The sequence below is a fragment of the Streptomyces sp. JLSY215 genome, assembly GCF_059682825.1.
Genome location: NZ_CM185022.1, coordinates 5,822,960 through 5,839,507, shown reverse-complemented (window position 1 = coordinate 5,839,507; position 16,548 = coordinate 5,822,960). Strand labels below are relative to the sequence as shown.

17 protein-coding genes are annotated in these 16,548 nt (G+C 72.3%); 9 read left to right on the top strand and 8 right to left on the bottom strand.

The window, feature by feature from the left end:
• The 3 genes from AC5677_RS26290 to AC5677_RS26280 form a co-directional block, all read right to left on the bottom strand.
• Nucleotides 1-1,059 carry an AAA family ATPase gene (locus tag AC5677_RS26290; RefSeq protein ID WP_497190386.1) on the bottom strand — a complete coding sequence of 353 codons (1,059 nt, stop codon included), beginning with the start codon at nucleotides 1,057-1,059 and terminating at the stop codon, nucleotides 1-3.
• Between the two features lie 364 nt (nucleotides 1,060-1,423).
• Complete coding sequence (locus AC5677_RS26285) at nucleotides 1,424-3,718, bottom strand: VMAP-C domain-containing protein (protein ID WP_497190385.1); 2,295 nt, start codon at nucleotides 3,716-3,718, stop codon at nucleotides 1,424-1,426.
• A complete protein-coding gene (locus tag AC5677_RS26280) occupies nucleotides 3,718-4,140 on the bottom strand; it encodes a CU044_2847 family protein (RefSeq protein ID WP_497196764.1) in 423 nt (140 codons plus the stop codon). Before AC5677_RS26280 ends, AC5677_RS26285 begins: the two co-directional genes overlap by 1 nt.
• Nucleotides 4,141-4,291: 151 nt before the next feature.
• Between AC5677_RS26280 and AC5677_RS26275 the strand changes: the two genes are divergently transcribed.
• The 4 genes from AC5677_RS26275 to AC5677_RS26260 all read left to right on the top strand — a co-directional run bounded on the left by AC5677_RS26275 (nucleotide 4,292) and on the right by AC5677_RS26260 (nucleotide 7,771).
• Nucleotides 4,292-4,471 carry a DUF6104 family protein gene (locus tag AC5677_RS26275; protein ID WP_189295496.1) on the top strand — a complete coding sequence of 60 codons (180 nt, stop codon included), beginning with the start codon at nucleotides 4,292-4,294 and terminating at the stop codon, nucleotides 4,469-4,471.
• A 143-nt stretch (nucleotides 4,472-4,614) separates the two neighbouring features.
• Complete coding sequence (locus tag AC5677_RS26270; protein WP_497190384.1) at nucleotides 4,615-5,487, top strand: DUF4097 family beta strand repeat-containing protein; 873 nt, start codon at nucleotides 4,615-4,617, stop codon at nucleotides 5,485-5,487.
• A 2-nt stretch (nucleotides 5,488-5,489) separates the two neighbouring features.
• Nucleotides 5,490-6,593 carry a PadR family transcriptional regulator gene (locus tag AC5677_RS26265; protein WP_497190383.1) on the top strand — a complete coding sequence of 368 codons (1,104 nt, stop codon included), beginning with the start codon at nucleotides 5,490-5,492 and terminating at the stop codon, nucleotides 6,591-6,593.
• Nucleotides 6,594-6,883: 290 nt separating this feature from the next.
• The gene (locus AC5677_RS26260; protein WP_497190382.1) at nucleotides 6,884-7,771 is read left to right on the top strand and encodes an SCO6745 family protein; all 888 of its coding nucleotides are present in this window, start codon (nucleotides 6,884-6,886) and stop codon (nucleotides 7,769-7,771) included.
• A 48-nt stretch (nucleotides 7,772-7,819) separates the two neighbouring features.
• On the opposite strand, the gene AC5677_RS26255 is transcribed toward AC5677_RS26260, so the two are convergent.
• Together AC5677_RS26255 and AC5677_RS26250 are read right to left on the bottom strand one after the other, a co-directional pair.
• Entirely contained in the window at nucleotides 7,820-8,377 is a 558-nt protein-coding gene (locus AC5677_RS26255) for a Clp protease N-terminal domain-containing protein (protein ID WP_497190381.1), read from the bottom strand.
• Nucleotides 8,377-8,586, bottom strand: coding sequence for a helix-turn-helix domain-containing protein (locus AC5677_RS26250; protein WP_009718008.1), 210 nt, complete (start codon nucleotides 8,584-8,586; stop codon nucleotides 8,377-8,379). Before AC5677_RS26250 ends, AC5677_RS26255 begins: the two co-directional genes overlap by 1 nt.
• A 109-nt stretch (nucleotides 8,587-8,695) precedes the next feature.
• Here AC5677_RS26250 and AC5677_RS26245 point away from each other — a divergent pair, with 109 nt between their 5' ends.
• Nucleotides 8,696-9,496: an antibiotic biosynthesis monooxygenase family protein gene (locus AC5677_RS26245; protein ID WP_497190380.1), complete on the top strand. Its 801-nt coding sequence runs from the start codon at nucleotides 8,696-8,698 to the stop codon at nucleotides 9,494-9,496.
• A 2-nt stretch (nucleotides 9,497-9,498) separates the two neighbouring features.
• Nucleotides 9,499-10,050, top strand: a complete 552-nt coding sequence (locus AC5677_RS26240) for a cupin domain-containing protein (RefSeq protein WP_497190379.1) — start codon at nucleotides 9,499-9,501, stop codon at nucleotides 10,048-10,050.
• A gap of 108 nt (nucleotides 10,051-10,158) precedes the next feature.
• Here the strand turns inward: AC5677_RS26240 and AC5677_RS26235 are convergent, their stop codons facing one another.
• The 3 genes from AC5677_RS26235 to AC5677_RS26225 all read right to left on the bottom strand — a co-directional run bounded on the left by AC5677_RS26235 (nucleotide 10,159) and on the right by AC5677_RS26225 (nucleotide 13,114).
• Entirely contained in the window at nucleotides 10,159-10,722 is a 564-nt protein-coding gene (locus tag AC5677_RS26235) for a HutD/Ves family protein (RefSeq protein WP_497190378.1), read from the bottom strand.
• A 3-nt stretch (nucleotides 10,723-10,725) separates the two neighbouring features.
• Nucleotides 10,726-11,688 (bottom strand): zinc-binding dehydrogenase, encoded by a 963-nt coding sequence (locus tag AC5677_RS26230; protein WP_497190377.1) that lies wholly within the window; start codon nucleotides 11,686-11,688, stop codon nucleotides 10,726-10,728.
• 190 nt (nucleotides 11,689-11,878) lie between these two features.
• Nucleotides 11,879-13,114 (bottom strand): NAD(P)-dependent malic enzyme, encoded by a 1,236-nt coding sequence (locus AC5677_RS26225; RefSeq protein ID WP_497190376.1) that lies wholly within the window; start codon nucleotides 13,112-13,114, stop codon nucleotides 11,879-11,881.
• Between the two features lie 545 nt (nucleotides 13,115-13,659).
• Here AC5677_RS26225 and AC5677_RS26220 point away from each other — a divergent pair.
• The 3 genes from AC5677_RS26220 to AC5677_RS26210 all read left to right on the top strand — a co-directional run bounded on the left by AC5677_RS26220 (nucleotide 13,660) and on the right by AC5677_RS26210 (nucleotide 16,484).
• The gene (locus AC5677_RS26220; RefSeq protein WP_497190375.1) at nucleotides 13,660-14,634 is read left to right on the top strand and encodes an ABC transporter substrate-binding protein; all 975 of its coding nucleotides are present in this window, start codon (nucleotides 13,660-13,662) and stop codon (nucleotides 14,632-14,634) included.
• A gap of 108 nt (nucleotides 14,635-14,742) precedes the next feature.
• The gene (locus tag AC5677_RS26215) at nucleotides 14,743-15,684 is read left to right on the top strand and encodes an amino acid ABC transporter permease (RefSeq protein WP_497190374.1); all 942 of its coding nucleotides are present in this window, start codon (nucleotides 14,743-14,745) and stop codon (nucleotides 15,682-15,684) included.
• A 47-nt stretch (nucleotides 15,685-15,731) separates the two neighbouring features.
• The gene (locus AC5677_RS26210) at nucleotides 15,732-16,484 is read left to right on the top strand and encodes an amino acid ABC transporter ATP-binding protein (protein WP_497196763.1); all 753 of its coding nucleotides are present in this window, start codon (nucleotides 15,732-15,734) and stop codon (nucleotides 16,482-16,484) included.
• Nucleotides 16,485-16,548 lie beyond the last annotated feature (64 nt).

Here is a 16,548-nt window from a genome sequence, read left to right as displayed (position 1 = left end):
TCACCTCGTCCGATCAAGAGGTCGCATCAACTCGGCCGTCAGCCGCCGCCGCGTCTCCTCCTCGTCCTCGTCCGTCCATCCGGCCTGCTGGGTGAGGTGGATGGCGTTGAACAACTGGTCGACGGCGCGCACATCGCCTGGTTCGCGCTCCAGGAAGCGGTCGATCACCGCTTCGTGGCGCTCGGCCGCGCCCTCGCCGAAGTGGGCCCGCACCATGGAAGCCAGCCGCTCCTTGTCCGGGAGCGGGATGTGGAGGTGGATACAGCGACGCAGCAGGGGCGCCGGGAAGTCCCGTTCGCCGTTGCTGGTCAGGACGATGAACGGGAAGGCGCGGCAGCGCACCCGGCCGTCGCGCACCGTCACCCGGGTGCCGTCGTCGCTGAGCACCGGCACCTCGGGGGCGGAGCCGCCCAGCCGCTCCAGTTCCGGGATCCTGAATTCGCCTTCCTCCAGGACGTTCAGGAGGTCGTTGGGCAGGTCGATGTCGCTCTTGTCCAGCTCGTCGACGAGCAGCACCCGGGGCCGGGCGGCGGGCAGCAGGGCCGTGCCGAGCGGGCCGAGGCGGATGTAGCGGCCGATGCCGCCGCCCGGCTCGGCGGCGGGGTCCGGCGCCGCGTCCTGGTCCGGTGACGGCTGTTCCTGGGGTGCCGCACGGGCGATCTGGAGATCCTGAAGGCGCCCGATCGCGTCGTAGGCGTACAGGCCGTCGCGGAGCGTGCTGCGGCTGACGACCGGCCAGCTGAGCACCCGGCCCAGGCCCAGTTCGTAGGCGACCGCATGCGCCAGGGTGCTCTTGCCGCTGCCCGGGGCGCCGGTCACCAGCAGCGGTCTGCGGAGGTAGAGGGCGGCGTTGACCAGCTCGCGCTCGGTCTCGCCGGGCCGGTGGTGGCGGGCCTCGGCGGGCCGTACGCCGAGCCGGCGTTCGGAGGCGGGGTCGAGGGCGGCGGGCGGCGGCACGAGCGGCCCGCCGTCGAAATCGCGCCAGGGCGGGGGCGGCGGAAGGTGCTCAATTCCGTCGTGCGGTGCCCCCGCGCCACGGTAGATGAGCCAGTCGCTCACGTCGGAACTCCTCGTCGCCGGCCAGGCATCGGGCAGGAGCGACAGTCCTGGAGGACCACCCGGGAGACGTCGGCATTCGCCCCCGGCGCTCCCCCACGTCCGCCACGCCATCACGAAAGACTGTGTCTCGCTTGTCTCCCACGACGCTATGACAGTACCCAGTCGTACGGAAGGTCACGGGGCGGTTTCCGGTCTCCGATGTTTTCGCGGACCGGGCGCCAAGTGCCGTTCAGAGGGCGCGACTTGCACGGACCGGGCGTCCACCGGAAGGACGGCCGCCGGGCGCGTGCGGGGGGACGCGGGCGCCTGCGGGGCGCGCGCAGGAGCGTACGGGGGCGGCGGCCCGCGCCGGGGGCGACGGGGCTCATGGCGGCGACACCGTCGGCCGGTCCGCGGCCGGCTTCGGGAGCGGGTCGAGCGGATCGTCGTAGAGGAGCACCAGATCGCGCGCCCAGTGTCTGCCGTTCTCCGCCGGCCCGGCGGCGTCGGCGCGCAGCTCCCGGACGAGCTCGGGCAGGCGGGCCACCCCGCCCGCCCCCTGGAGGAGCTTGCGCACGCCGAGGTGGAACTCCTCGCAGGCGGCGTCGCATTCCCGCGCGCCGTGGCCGGCCGACGCCCACAGCCCGGCCGGGAAGCCGCTGTCCAGGGCGATACCGACCGCGGTCCGCCCGAAGCCGTCGGCGACGGAGTGGCACAGCGCGGGCACGGTGCCGTCCTCCGCGCCCTCCAGGAGCCGCAGCAGTGCCTCCTCGGAATCCGGCCCCGTCCCCCAGCTCTCGGCTCCGCCTCCAAGCTCTCGACTCCGCTCGGAGAGGGGGGAGCCTGCTGCGCCGGGCAGTCCCCGGTCGGCGCCGGGCGGCCGGTCCGGCGGAAGGCGCAGCGCGCGCAGTTCCCCGGCGGCGGCGATGCCCTGCCAGCGGCGCAGCCAGGCCGGGTCGAGGTCGTCGCGGCGCGCCTGGTCGCGCAGCACCACGGGGCGCCGGGGACCCACCGGCCAGCCCCTGGCGGTGCGTCGGGTGGAGGCCGCGACCTCCCACTGGCCGACCGGGGTGTGCCAGCGGCCCTCGGGGACGGCGACCTCCAGGCGGACCCGGCCGCCCGGTCCCGCTTCGTCGTCGGCGTGCAGCAGCCTGGCGCCGAGCCGTCGCAGCACCTCGTCCCGGGCCTGTTCGAAGGGCACCCCGCCGTCGGATTCCCGGACGTCGACGCGCAGCCACTCGCCGCGCCCATAGCCCTCGCTGACGGACCAGTTGAACAGTTCGCGCCCGGCCTCGTCGGGGAAGAAGAGCGGCTCGAACTCGACGAGCACGGAGCGCGGCGCGCGCCGTACCGGCCCGATCCGGCGGCGGTCCTGGGGCCGCAGCACCACCGCCTTGGCCTGGACGAACTCCCCGAGCCTGGCGGCCTCTTCGCGGACCGCGGCGGCCGCGTCGCCGGGGACGCCGCGGGCCTGGTCGGCGGTCCGCTGCGCCACGATCCGCAGATAGTGCACAAAGGTGCGCAGTTCGGTGTACGGATCGCTGCCCTGGTAGAGCGCGCCATGGCCGTCCCGCCAGGTGCGCAGCGTCCAGGCGCCGGACCCGTTGCAGGCGAAGTCGCGGTCCAGGGCGCTCGCGACCGCCTCCTCGACGTCCAGCGGATCGCGGGGCGCGGGCAGACGGGCGAGCAGGTCGAGCGCCTGGAGGCGTTCCTGGACGCCCCACAGGCGGCCGCGTCCGGCCATGATGGCGTGCTGGGCGTCGAACCAGGTGGGCCCGCCGTCGCGACCGAGGTCCTGGCCGCTCCAGTGCCAGCGGTCGTGGGCGCTCAGCAGCGCGTGGTACGGGTCGGGGCCCAGGCCCGTGGCGCCCGCCACCAGGTGTTCGGGGCCCAGCCCGCGCAGCGCGGTGACCGGCACCGCGAGCCCGAGGTGGTCCTCGCGGTGGGCTCCCTTGACGATGCCGACCACCTCGCCGCGGTCGCATTCGACCAGCGGCCCGCCGGAGGCGCCGGGCGTGACCCGGACATCGCTGCCGAACTGGAGGCCGCGGCCGTCCCGGGCGCCGAACCGGACCGCGATGAAGGGGTCGACCGGGCCACCGGGCCCCGGGGCCGCCCCGTTGCCCCCGACGGTATGCCCGTACCCGCCATACCCGCCGTACCCGCCGTCACCGTTGGATCCGCCGGCCCCGTCGACGTCACGTAGTACGCGTTCCCGCGCAGCGCCCGGGACCATCGCCGGCTCGTCGTGCCCGCGGAAGATGTACGCGTCCTCCAGGAGCGTGGCCGGCTGATCGCTGATCCAGGCGCAGGGGTGCTCGACGGGCGGGCCGAGCAGCCTGATCAGCGCGAGGTCGGCGCGGGCGGCGGCGGGCCCGGCCTCCGGGGCGGGACGGCTGAGGTCGTATTCCAGCCGCGCGGGGACCACCCGGCCGCCGAGGACGACGCCGAGGACACCGTCCGGGCCGAGCTCGCGGCGCCGCCCGTCGTGCGGGGCGGGCACATGGGCGCAGGTCAGCACCCAGCCCGGGGCGATCAGCACCCCGCTCCCCCAGGTGCGCGTCTGCCGGAGGCCGGGCGCGGCGCACAGCCCTACGGTCGTGCGTCCGGCGTGTTCGAGCAGCTGGGCGTATCCGGCGCGGTCGCCGCGGGTGCGGGCCGTGCCGTCCGGGGGCGCCATCAGCGGCCCGAATCATCCGGCTCCCGGCAGTCGGCCGGCCGGTCGGGGTGGTGGGGATCGTCGGCGGCCGCCGGGCCGTCGTCGCGCCGCCAGGTCAGCGTGATGGAGAGGTTGGCCTTCGCCTCGCCGTCCGCGAGCAGGGCGACGGCCTTGCCGGGCTTGGCCGAGACCTCCACGCCGAAGGTCACACTGGTCTCGTGCGGCGCGACCCGCGCGGTGGCCGCGCGCACGCTGGCGGCGACGCCGCCGACCACCTCGCGCAGGCCTTCGACCCGGGCGCCGAGCGCGTCCCAGGCGCCGACGTCCTCGAATTCCCCATCCGCGGCGTCCCAGCCGTCGAGGCCCGGCGCGTCCAGCCGGGAGACGCGGGCCCAGATGCCCGTACCGTCGGGCAGCTCGATGTACTGCGCGCGATCTTGCATCACGGCCTCCCGCTCCCCCTAGGCGGCAATTCCCCATTGCCGCAGGACCGTTGACGGACGATCAGGTTAGCCCTCGGGTGCCTGTGGCGCGAGAGGTCCGTGAGCCTCCTATCCTGACCAGGAATGTCCCATGACCCCTGGTGGAGAGCGCGTGTATTTCACTGACCGTGGCATCGAGGAGCTGGAGAACCGGCGCGGCGAGGAGGAGGTCACCCTCGGATGGGTGGCCGATCAGCTGCGTACGTTCGTCGATCTGAACCCGGACTTCGAGGTTCCGGTGGAGCGGCTGGCCACCTGGCTGGCGCGGCTCGACGACGAGGACGAGGAGTAACCCGGCCGGCACACGGCCGACGCCCGGCGCCCCGGCCGACCGCTGCTTGACTTCCCCCTTCCGCGATATATCGTGTCTAGCGAAGACACGATATGTTGCGTTGCACGCTACCCGTGTGCGTGCCCAGCCAGGGGAGGCTTGGTATGTCAGCCCGGACCGAGTGGTCGATCTCCGAGCCACGCAAGCTGGAGTTCGACGAAGGCGTCCACGCCCTGCGCGTGCGCATCGCCGGCGGCACCGTCAACGTCGTCGGCACCACGGACGACGGCCCGCCCCGCCTGGAGATCGGCGAGGTCCACGGCGAGCCGCTGACCGTCTCGTACGCCGACGGCACCCTCTCCGTCGTCTACGAGGACCTCCCCCGGGAGTTCCTCAAGTTCCTCGACCGCAGGGGCTGGAACCGCCGGGCCGTGGTCACGGTCACCGTGCCGACCGCCGCCCGCGTCGAGGTCGGCACGATCGGGGCGAGCGCGGTGGTCTCCGGGATCTCGGGACGTACGGACGTCCGCGGCGTCTCCGGTGGCATCACGCTCGTCGGGCTGACCGGCAAGGTACGGGCGGACACGGTGTCGGGCAGCGTCGAGACCCAGGACGTCACCGGCGAGGTGCGCTTCCACTCCGTCTCCGGGGATCTGACGATGATCGGCGGCGGCTCGGTGCGCGCCGACTCCGTCAGCGGCGACATGACCGTGGATCTGGAACCGACCGCGAACCGCGCGGACATCGCCCTGACGACGGTCTCCGGTGAGGTCGCCATCCGGCTGCCCGACCCGGCCGACGCCAAGGTGGAGGCCAACACCACCAGCGGCACGGTCGCCAACGCCTTCGACGACCTGCGGGTCGACGGCCGGTGGGGCACCCGGCGGATCACCGGCACGCTCGGCGCGGGCACCGGCCGGCTCAAGGTCACCACCGTCTCCGGCGGACTCGCCCTGCTGCGCCGTCCCGCGTTCGAGGACCGCCAGGACACCGCCCCCGCGGGCCCGCCCGCCGACCCCGAGAAGAAGGTGCTCTGAGCATGCCCCCCGTCTTCGCCCACGGCCGCCTCCGGCTCTACCTCCTCAAGCTGCTGGACGAGGCCCCGCGCCACGGCTACGAGGTCATCCGCCTCCTGGAGGAGCGCTTCCAGGGCCTGTACGCCCCGTCGGCCGGCACGGTCTACCCGCGGCTGGCCAAGCTGGAGGCCGAGGGTCTGGTCACCCATGCCACCGAGGGCGGCCGCAAGGTCTACTCCATCACCGACGCCGGCCGTGCCGAACTCGCCGACCGGGGAGGCGAGTTGGCCGATCTGGAGCTGGAGATCCGGGAGTCGGTCGCGGCGCTGGCCTCGGACATCCGGGAGGACGTGAGCGGTTCGGCGCGGGATCTGCGCCGCGAGATGCGGGAGGCCGCGCAACAGGCCCGCACGGGCGGCGGGTCCCGGACGACGCCCCCCACGGGCGACGGCGCGGGGCGGCGGCCGTTCCCCGAGGCCTCCGACTACTTCGACGGCGCGTTCGGCGACAAGGAGTCCTGGCGGCAGGCCAAGGAGGAGTTCCGGCGCGCCAAGGAGGAGTGGAAGGAACAGGCCCGCCGGGCGAAGGAGGAGAGCCGCCGGGCCCGACAGGACGCCCAGCGGGCCCGCAAGCAGGCCAGGGACGCGCAGGTGTTCGCGCGCGAGGAGGTCCAGCGGGTCATCAAGCGCGTCCAGGAGCAGACCCAGGAGCACGTACGGTCCGGGGACTGGTCCGGGGTGGTGCGCGAGGCGCTGTCGGAGGTCTCGCGCGAGGTCGGCCGCTTCACGGCCGGCCAGTCCGGCCGGCCGGGCGCCGGGCACGACGCCGGTGACACCGATGCCCAGGTGACCGTCGAACGCATCGACCTGACCAAGGACGACGCGGCGGCCGAGGCTCCCCCGGCCCCGGAGTGGGCGGACGACCCGGCGACCGGCGACCCGGCGCGCGATTTCGACCGCCTGCTGGACCGCTTCCGCGACGATCTCCGGGACGCGGCCCGCGACCACGGCATCACGTCCGAACAGCTGACGGAGTCCCGCCGGCGGCTCTCGACGGCCGCCGCCCATATCGGAGCCCTGCTGCGCAGCCCCCGGGGGGACGCGCCTGCGACCGACGGGGAGAAGTAGGCGCGGGGCGGAGCGAGCGGGGGCGGGGAACAGCGGGCGGGCCGGGGGCGGAGGCGCCGGGGGTGCCGAGGCGGGGGTGTGGCGCGGCGGATTCGCCGCCCCGGGCCCGCGGCCGGATCCCCTTCCCGACCGACCGGCAACTAGTTACCCAGAGTTAATTATCCCAGCTGGGATTCACGGCCCGTAATCGGGGAATTCCTTTCATCGCATGGTTCGCCATGTTCGGGTCACGGTCACCCGCCCCCAACTTCCCCTGTTCGCACGCATCGTGAAGGCCAAGAGGTACAGCGATGTCGGATTACCTTTCGGTCGCCCGCCGGATGTGGCACCAGATCGAGCCACTGCACGCCACGCTCTATTACGCCCCCGAGGCCCGCCAGGTGGCCTCGGACCTCGGTTATGACGTCGCCTCGCGATGGCCCAGCTACTTCGCCTGGCGCACGGCGCCGCTGGGCGCCGCCGGGCCGGAGCTGGTGGCCGCGACGTACTACAGCTTCAGCCCGCGACTGATCGCCCGTCACGTCCCGGGGATCTGGACCACCGCCGACCCGGCCAAGGTGCTGGACGCGCGGCTGCTGGCCATGGACCGCGCGCTGACCGCCCTGCTGGGCGCCCGGCTGACCGGCGGCCAGCTCGCCGAGGCGGCCCGGCTGGCACGCCAGGCCGCCGAGAACGCCGGCCCCGCGGCCCGTCCGCTGGCCGCCGCCAACCGCGATCTGCCCTGGCCCGACGCACCGCATCTGGTGCTCTGGCAGGCCGCGACGGTACTGCGCGAGCATCGCGGCGACGGCCATCTGGCGGCCCTGCTGACCTTCGGCCTCGATCCCTGTGAGGCGCTGGTGTCGTTCGCGGCGATCGGCGCGGCCCCGGCCGCCGACTTCGGGGGGCGCGGCTGGACCGCCCAGGAGTGGAGCGAGGCCCGGCACCGCCTCGTGGCCCGCGGCCATATGACCCCGGACGGCGGCGCGACCGACCGCGGCCGCAAGGAACGCGAGGCCATCGAGCACATGACGGACCGCCTGGCCGCCGGCCCCTGGCGGGCCCTGGGCCACTCCCGCGCCGAACGCCTGGCCCAGCTCCTCAAGCCCGTGGTGGCCGCCGCGTTCGAGGCGGGCTATCTGCCCCGGCAGAGCACACTGGGCATCAGGACGACCGCCTTCTCGGCCGCGAGCTGCTGAGCCCGCGGGCCCGGCCGTACCCGCCCCGCCGCGCGCCGGGCCGCCCCCTCAACCCGCCCTGGCCGCCTCCCCCACCGCCCGCTCCACATCGCCGTACGCCACCCCGTGGTCGGCGAGGACCGCCGCGGCCGGGCCGGGCAGGGCGGTCAGGGCCAGCAGCAGGTGCTCGTCACCGATGTGCCGCTCGCCGCGGCCGAGCGCGATCCGCAGCGAACGGGCCAGTACGGACTTCGCCTCCGGGGTGAACCGCCGACGGGCGCCCTTCCACCGCCCGGTTGGACCGCTCGCCGCGAGCGCGCCCACACCGTGCTCGCGCTCCACCCGCGTCACGATCTCCTCGACGTCGATGCCGAGCCCGGCCAGCGCCCGCGCATCGGCCGTCGAGATCCCGCCGCGCCGCCGGGCCGCCGCCAGGGCCGCCGCCACCGACTCCCGCCGTTCGCGCAGACCGAGGGCGCCCAGCGCCGCGGCCGCGGCCGAATCCGTACGGTCCAGCAGCGCGAGCAGCAGCTCCGGTGCGCCGACCGTGCCACTGCCCGTACGGTCGGCGAACGCGACGGCATCGCCGACCACCGCACGTGCGTCTTTCGTGAACCTCTCGAACATCAACGCCTCCCGTGCTTCTTGTGGACCGCCTGCCTGCTGACGCCCAGCTCGGCGGCGATCTCCTGCCAGGACCAGCCCTTCGCGCGAGCGCTGCGCACCTGTACGGCTTCGAGCTGCTCCAGCAGCCGCCGGAGCGCGGCCACGGCACGCAGCCCGACCCTGGGGTCCCGGTCGCCCGCCCGCTCGGCGAGATCCGTTGCTTCGGTCATGCTGTCAATTTACGTTGACAGCGCGCATCCGTCAACCATCGTTGACACGAGCGAGGTTCCGCACAACACCCCTTGACCTCAAGTGCAGTTGAGGAGAAACGCTGCACCCATGAACGGCACAAACAGCAGCAGTGACAGCGGCAGCGGGAGCACCACGGACACCGCGGCCACCCCGCAACCGCTCTTCACCACCCACTTCCCCGAGGTCACGCGCGCCGACGCCGCCACCGCGCTGGTCAGCGCGTGGATCGTGCCGGAACCCGCGCTGCAGCGCCCGGCGGCCGAGGCGATCCTCGGCGAGTGGGAGCAGCAGTCACGTCCGGAAGCAATGCTCTCGCTCAGCGTCTTTCTGAGCGACGACGGCGGTCATCTCCTCAACTACGGTCAGTGGACGAGCGACGACGCCCACCGGGATTGGGTACGCACCCGACGCCCCGCGGCCATCGACCGTATCGATGCGGCCCTCCCCGGAGTCCGGCGGCCGGGCCTGGTGCGCTATCGGCGGCACCACAGCAGCTACGTCCCCGCGGCCCCGACCGGCGGCCGGCCCACCCTCCTGGTCACGCCCTCCTTCACCACCGCCGGCCCGGACGTCCAGCGCGCCCTCGCCGACGCCGTCGTCGCCGGGCTGACCCGCGAACAGGTGCCGGGTCTGCTCGGCACCCACCTCCATCTGAGCCAGGACGGCGAGCGCGTACTCCTCTACGCCGAGTGGGCGGACCTGCCGGCCTGGCAGGAGTACGGGGCGAGCGGGGCGTCGGCGCGGCTGCGGGAGGCGATCGCGGCCCTGGACGGCGTGACACCGATCCCCTCGGTCCCCGACGGTCCGGAGATGGCGCACTACCGGCTGTACAAAAGCCTGGTCAATGTCCAGCCCCCGGAGACCACCTCACCAGCTCAAGGAGTCTGAGCATGTCCTACCCCGAGCCCCGTTATCTGGGCGAGAACGGCGAGATCTCCGCGGTGCACCGCCCGGCGGACACCCCTCCCGACCTCGTCCGGGGCGCCAGCCGGACCCACTACCTGGCGACGCACGCCGCCACCGGGGGCGAATTCGGCCTCTACCGCCTCGACATGGGCCCCAAGGCGCCCGGCCCCAGCACCCACTTCCACCGGACCATCTCGGAGTCGTTCTTCGTGCTGTCCGGCTCGGTGCAGCTCTACGACGGCGAGCGCTGGGCCACCCGCGGCGCCGGGGACTTCCTGTACGTACCGCCCGGCGGGCTGCATGCGTTCAGGAACGACTCCGACGACCCCGCGTCGATGCTGATGCTCTTCTCGCCGGGCGCGCCCCGCGAGGAGTACTTCGAGCGGGTCTCGGAGGTGGCGCAGCGCGGCGGTCAGGAGTTCGCGGACTTCCTGGTCCGGCACGACAGTTACTTCGTGCCGGAGGAACCGGAGAAAGCGGAGGAACCGGAGCAAGGGGACGCGAGGCAGGAGGGGGCGGGGACCGCGCGGAAGTGACCCCCGGGCCCGAACACCCGCGGCGCCGTGCGGCGTTGACCGTCGCACGGCACACGAAGGGCGCGGCCCCGCGAGAGGCACGGCGGCGAGCGGGCCGAGGACGGCCCGTCAGCCTCCGCCGAACGAGATCAGCGCCGCGACCCCGTCGGTCCGCAGCTCACCGCCCGGCCGCTCCGCCCCGGTGAACAGCACCGCGTCGAACCGTCCCAGCCGCACCGCGGCCGCCCCCGGCGCGCTGACCTCCGTACCGCCCTCCAGCGCGACCACCAGCGCCTCACCTGGCGGCACGGTCCGGCTCCCCCGCACCATCTCCACCCCGGCGCGCGCCCGCCCCTCCCGCACCATCACATTGAGGTTGATGACCGGACCGTCCAGCAGACGGGAACCGGTGGCGGCGCCGCCGGGGAAGGCGAACGGGCGGAAGCGGTCCGGGAGCAGGCGGGTGGTGCCGTCCACGGTCAGTTCCAGGCCGCCGCCGTCGACGACGGTGAGGATGCGCCGGATGCCGGGCAGCGGGGAGTACGGGCCGTCCCGGGTGACATCGGCCAGGCTGACCCGCCAGGCGAAGGCGTCCCAGCCGGCGCCGGGCGGATGGGCGGCGATCTCACGGGTCACCCCGGCGCCGTTGCTCCAGGGCTGCGCCTCGCGCCCGTCGGCCCGCAGGATCCGCATGGCTCAGACCGTCAGCACGATCTTGCCGAACAGATCGCCCTGCGCCATCTTCTCGAAGCCCTCGCGGGCCCGGTCCAGCGGCAGCGTCGAGTCGATGACGGGGCGGATGCCCTTGGCCGCGCAGAAGCTGAGGAGCGAGGCGAGCTCCTCCTTGGTGCCCATGGTGGAGCCGACGACCTTCAGCTCCAGGAAGAAGATCCGGTTCAGCTCACCGTTCTTCGGGGTGAAGCCGCTGGTGGCGCCGGAGATGACGAGCGAGCCGCCGGGCTTGAGGGACTTGACGGAGTGCGACCAGGTGGCGGCGCCGACCGTCTCGATGACCGCGTCCACGCGCTGCGGCAGCCGCTCACCGCTCGCGAACACCCCCTCGGCGCCCAGCTCCAGTGCGCGCTTGCGCTTGGCCTCGTCGCGGCTGGTGGCGAAGACCCGCAGTCCGGCGGCGGCACCGAGCACGATGGCGGCGGTCGCCACCCCGCCGCCCGCGCCCTGGACGAGGACGCTGTCGCCGGGCCGTACACCGGCGTTGGTGAAGAGCATCCGGTACGCCGTGAGCCAGGCGGTGGGCAGGCAGGCGGCGTCCTCGAAGGACAGCTCCTTGGGCTTGGGCAGGACGTTCCAGGAGGGGACGGTGACCTGTTCGGCGAAGGTGCCCTGGTAGCGCTCGGTGAGGATGGAGCGCGGCTCATCGGGGCCGACGCCGTGGCCGCTCTGGCCGATGACGGAGTGCAGGACGACCTCGTTGCCGTCCGCGTCGATCCCGGCGGCATCGCAGCCGAGGATCATCGGCAGGGACTCCTCGGTGATGCCGACCCCGCGCAGCGACCACAGGTCGTGGTGGTTGAGGGAGGCGGCCTTGACGTTGACGGTGGTCCAGCCGGGGCGGGCGTCGGGGGCCGGGCGGTCGCCCAGTTCGAGGCCGTTGAGGGGCTGGTCGCGGTCGATGCGGGCGGCGTAGGCAGCAAACATGATCCCAACGTAGGCCGCGGGCGGGCGGTGCGGTACCGCGAACGGGTGTGACACGCACCGCCTCCACGCCGTCACTCAGCGGACCGGGCCGGCCGCCCGCCCGGGACCCGCTCCGCAACCCCAACGGGCCGGGCCCGCACCCATGACAGGTGCGGGCCCGGCCCGTTGGCGTCCGTACGCGCCCACCAGGTCAGCGGCGGGCGACGCCCTCCGCGCGGGCGGCGGCGGCGACGGCGGCGGTGACGGCCGGCGCGACGCGCTCGTCGAACGGCGAGGGGATGACGCGGTCGGCGCTGAGTTCATCGGCGACGACGGCGGCCAGCGCCTCGGCGGCGGCGAGCTTCATTCCCTCGGTGATCTGCGAGGCGCGCACCTGCATGGCGCCCGCGAAGATGCCGGGGAAGGCCAGCACGTTGTTGATCTGGTTCGGGAAGTCGCTGCGCCCGGTGGCGACCACGGCCGCGTACTTGTGCGCGACGTCCGGGTGGATCTCCGGGTTGGGGTTGGCCATCGCGAAGATGAACGAGTTCTCCGCCATCTTCGCCACCGCCTCCTCCGGCACCGTGCCGCCGGAGACGCCGATGAAGACGTCCGCACCGGCCAGGGCGTCCTCCAGCGAACCGGTCAGCTTGCCCTTGTTCGTGAAGCCGGCCACCTCGCGCTTGACGTCGGTGAGGTCACCGCGGTCGGCCGAGACGATGCCCTTGCGGTCGCAGACCGCCACGTCGCCGATGCCCGCCTCGATGAGGATCTTGGCGATGGCGACACCGGCCGCACCGGCGCCCGAGATGACCGCGCGCAGCTGCCCCAGCGAGCGGTCGGTGAGCTTGGCGGCGTTGCGCAGGGCGGCCAGCGTGACGACGGCGGTGCCGTGCTGGTCGTCGTGGAAGACCGGGATGTCGAGCCGCTCCTTGAGCTTCTGCTCGATCTCGAAGCACCGCGGCGCCGAGATGTCCTCCAGGTTGACGCCGCCGAAGGACGGAGCCAGCCGGACGACGGTGTCCACGATCTCGTCGGTGTCGGTGGTGGCGAGCGCGATCGGAACCGCGTCCACGCCGCCGAACTGCTTGAAGAGGATGGCCTTGCCCTCCATCACCGGAAGGGAGGCCTCCGGGCCGATGTCGCCCAGGCCCAGCACCGCGGTGCCGTCCGTGACGACGGCCACAACCTGGGACTTCCAGGTGTAGTCGTGCACCAGCTCGGGATGCTCGGCGATGGCGCTGCACACCTTCGCCACGCCCGGTGTGTACGCGAGGGACAGGTCGTCCTTGTCCCGGACCGGCACGGTCGCCTGGACGGCCATCTTGCCGCCGCGGTGCAGCGCAAAAGCCGGATCGAAGAAGGCTTCGTCCGTGCTGCCCTTTGCACCGGCCGCGTCCGCGCCCGTAGTGCTGTCGCTGCGAGGATTGACGATCTCCGCTGCCACTTGTTCCAACCCCTTTATTTCTTCGTAAATCAGTTGAGGGTGACCACTCCCTGGTTGAGGGGTGGGCGGGCACCGCGTCCGGTCCCTGCGAGGCGGATAGCCGCCGCGCGGGGGGAGGTACGGACGCCGGGCGCGCCGCACGCGCGCCCTGAGCCCCGGATGAGGGGTGTAACGAACCTTTCTACCGGACGGGCGCGGGCCCCGACGAGTCAGATTCATTACCCACCGGTTGAGAGATCCGACATTAGCGGCGAAATATATAAAGACACCGAAGGGCCACCCGAAGGCGTCCGGAATCCGAGACAGGCCAGGCGGCGCAAGACAGGGGTAGACGCATCGCCCGAAGTGGTTCACCCTTACGCCACCTGGGCCACACGTCGGGCTCGCTCGTCCGTTATCCGATTTTGACCTGAGGGACAGTCCGAATACCGGAGTCCGGATGGCAGGATTCCGACGCAGCCGAGGTCGCGACGCTCGAAGGTGTGTGCCCGACCCTGCCCCACCGGCCCCGCCCGTCGGACCACGTCTTCCGCAGGAGGATCAGCATGACCGCAAGTACCACCCGTCGCCCGGCTGCCGGCAGGTCGCGTACGGCCGTGGCCGCGGTGGCCGCGGTCGTCGTCTCCACCTTGGCACTCAGCGCCTGCGGAGATCAGACCAACGAAGCGATCGCCCGGCGCGAGGCGCAGAAGAACCGCAATGTGCACGCGCCGCTGTTCAAGGCGCTGCCCAAGGACGTCCAGGACAAGGGCTTCCTCCAGGTCGGTTCGGACATGACGTACAAGCCGGTGGAGTTCCGTACGAACGGGCAGATCGCGGGCATCGACCCCGATCTGGCGAGGGCGATGGAGAAGGAGCTGGGCATCAAGCTCAACTTCAACAACGCCACCTTCGACACCCTCATGGGCGGCCTGAAGTCCGAGCGGTACGACATCGCGATGTCGGCGATGACGGACACCAAGGACCGCCAGGAGGGCGTCGACAGCACGACCGGCAAGAAGATCGGCGCGGGTGTCGACTTCATCGACTACCTCAATGTCGGTGTCTCGCTCTACACGCAGAAGGGCAAGACCAACGGCATCGACGGCTGGGACACGATGTGCGGCAAGAAGCTCGCCGTACAGCGCGGCACGGTCTCGCACGACCTGGCCAAGGAGAAGTCCAAGGGCTGTGAGAAGGCCGGCTCGGGGGCCATCTCCATCGAGGCCTTCGACAACGACTCCGAGGCCCAGACCCGGCTGCGCACCGGTGGCGTCGACGCCGTCTCCAGCGACTACCCGGTCGCCGCGTACGCGGTGAACGTCTCCGGGAACGGCAAGGATTTCCAGATGGTCGGGGGCGCCCCGCTCAAGGCCGCCCCGTACGGCATCGCGGTCCCCAAGGGCCACGCGAAGCTGCGTGACGCACTCAAGGCCGCGCTGGAGCGCGCGATCAAGAGCGGCTCGTACGCCAAGGTCCTCAAGAAGTGGGACGTCAAGGACGCCGCGGTCAAGGACGTGCAGCTCAACGGCGGCACCTGAGCCGCCGCACACCACCCGAGGCGCGCCACGGTCCGGCGGACTCCGCCCGTGGCGCCCACCCTGCACCCCCTGCCCGCACCTCCCGCCACACGCTGAAAGGCAACACCCGTGTCAGTTGACGTCGACAAGTCGGCCCAGCCGCCGGCGGACGCCCCGCCGCCCCAGCCCGAGCCCATCAAAGCCATTCCGGTCCGCCATTACGGGCGCTGGGTCGCGGCCCTCGTCGTCATCGCGCTGATCTTCGCGCTCGGCCGCGCCTTCGCCTCCGGCGACGTGAACTGGAACGCCATCCCCCAGTACATGTTCAACGCGGACATCCTCAAGGGTCTGCGCAACACCCTGCTGATCACCGTCCTGTCGATGATCATCGGCATTGTGGGCGGCGTGATCCTGGCCGTGATGCGCCAGTCCAAGAACCCGGTGACCTCCACCGTCTCGTGGTTCTACATCTGGTTCTTCCGTGGCACGCCGGTCTACGTCCAGCTGTTCCTCTGGTTCAACCTCGGCCTCGTCTTCAAGTACATCGACATCATGCCGATCTACAAGGACGAGTGGTCGGACTTCATGACCCCGTTCCTGTGTGCGCTGCTGGGCCTGGGCCTGAACGAGGCGGCGTACATGGCGGAGATCTGCCGGGCCGGCCTGAACGCCGTCGACGAGGGCCAGACCGAGGCCGCGCACGCGCTGGGCATGAGCCACGGCAAGACGCTGCGCCGGATCATCGTGCCGCAGGCGATGCGGGTGATCGTGCCGCCGACCGGCAACGAGGTCATCAACATGCTGAAGACCTCCTCCCTGGTCATCGCCGTCCAGTACTACGATTTGCTGCAGGCCGCGCAGAACGTCGGACGTGACTCCGGTGTCGTCGTCGAGATGCTGATCCTCGCCGCCGCCTGGTACCTGATCGCCACGACCGTCCTGAGCATCGGGCAGTACTACCTGGAGCGCTACTACGCCCGCGGCTCCAGCCGCCAGCTTCCGCCCACTCCCCTGCAGCGTCTGAAGGCGCGGCTGGCCGGTGGCTTCAACCGCGCCGGAGGTGCCGCATGACCACCAGCAAGCTCACCGAGAAGACCGCCGGCGAGTCCGGCGGCCCGATGGTCAAGGCGGAGGGCGTCCACAAGTCCTTCGGCTCCGCCCACATCCTCAAGGGCATCGACCTGGAGGTGGCGCCCCGCGAGGTCTTCTGCCTGATCGGCCCGTCCGGCTCCGGCAAGTCGACGTTCCTGCGGTGCATCAACCACCTGGAGAAGGTCAACGCCGGCCGGCTGTCCGTCGACGGCGAACTGGTCGGCTACCGCGAGCACAACGGCAAGCTCTACGAGCTGCGCGACCGCGAGGTGGCCGCCCGGCGCCGCGACATCGGCATGGTCTTCCAGCGCTTCAACCTCTTCCCGCACATGACCGCGGTGGAGAACATCATGGAAGCGCCGATCCAGGTCAAGGGCGAGACCAAGGCCAACGCCCGGGAGCGCGCGGTCAAGCTGCTGGACCGGGTCGGCCTCGCCGACAAGGCCGGCAACTACCCCTCGCAGCTCTCCGGCGGCCAGCAGCAGCGGGTGGCGATCGCCCGCGCCCTGGCCATGGAGCCCAAGCTGATGCTCTTCGACGAGCCGACCTCGGCCCTCGACCCGGAGCTGGTCGGCGACGTCCTGGACGTCATGAAGGACCTGGCGGCCGACGGTATGACGATGATCGTCGTGACCCATGAGATGGGCTTCGCCCGGGAGGTCGGCGATTCGCTGGTCTTCATGGACAACGGCGTGGTGGTGGAATCCGGCCACCCGCGCGAGGTCCTGGGCAACCCCCAGCACGAGCGGACCAAGTCGTTCCTGTCGAAGGTGCTGTAGCGCGGCAGGGTGCACCGTGGCGGCGAGCGCTCTCCCCCTCCCGGGAGAGGGCGCTCGCCGCGGC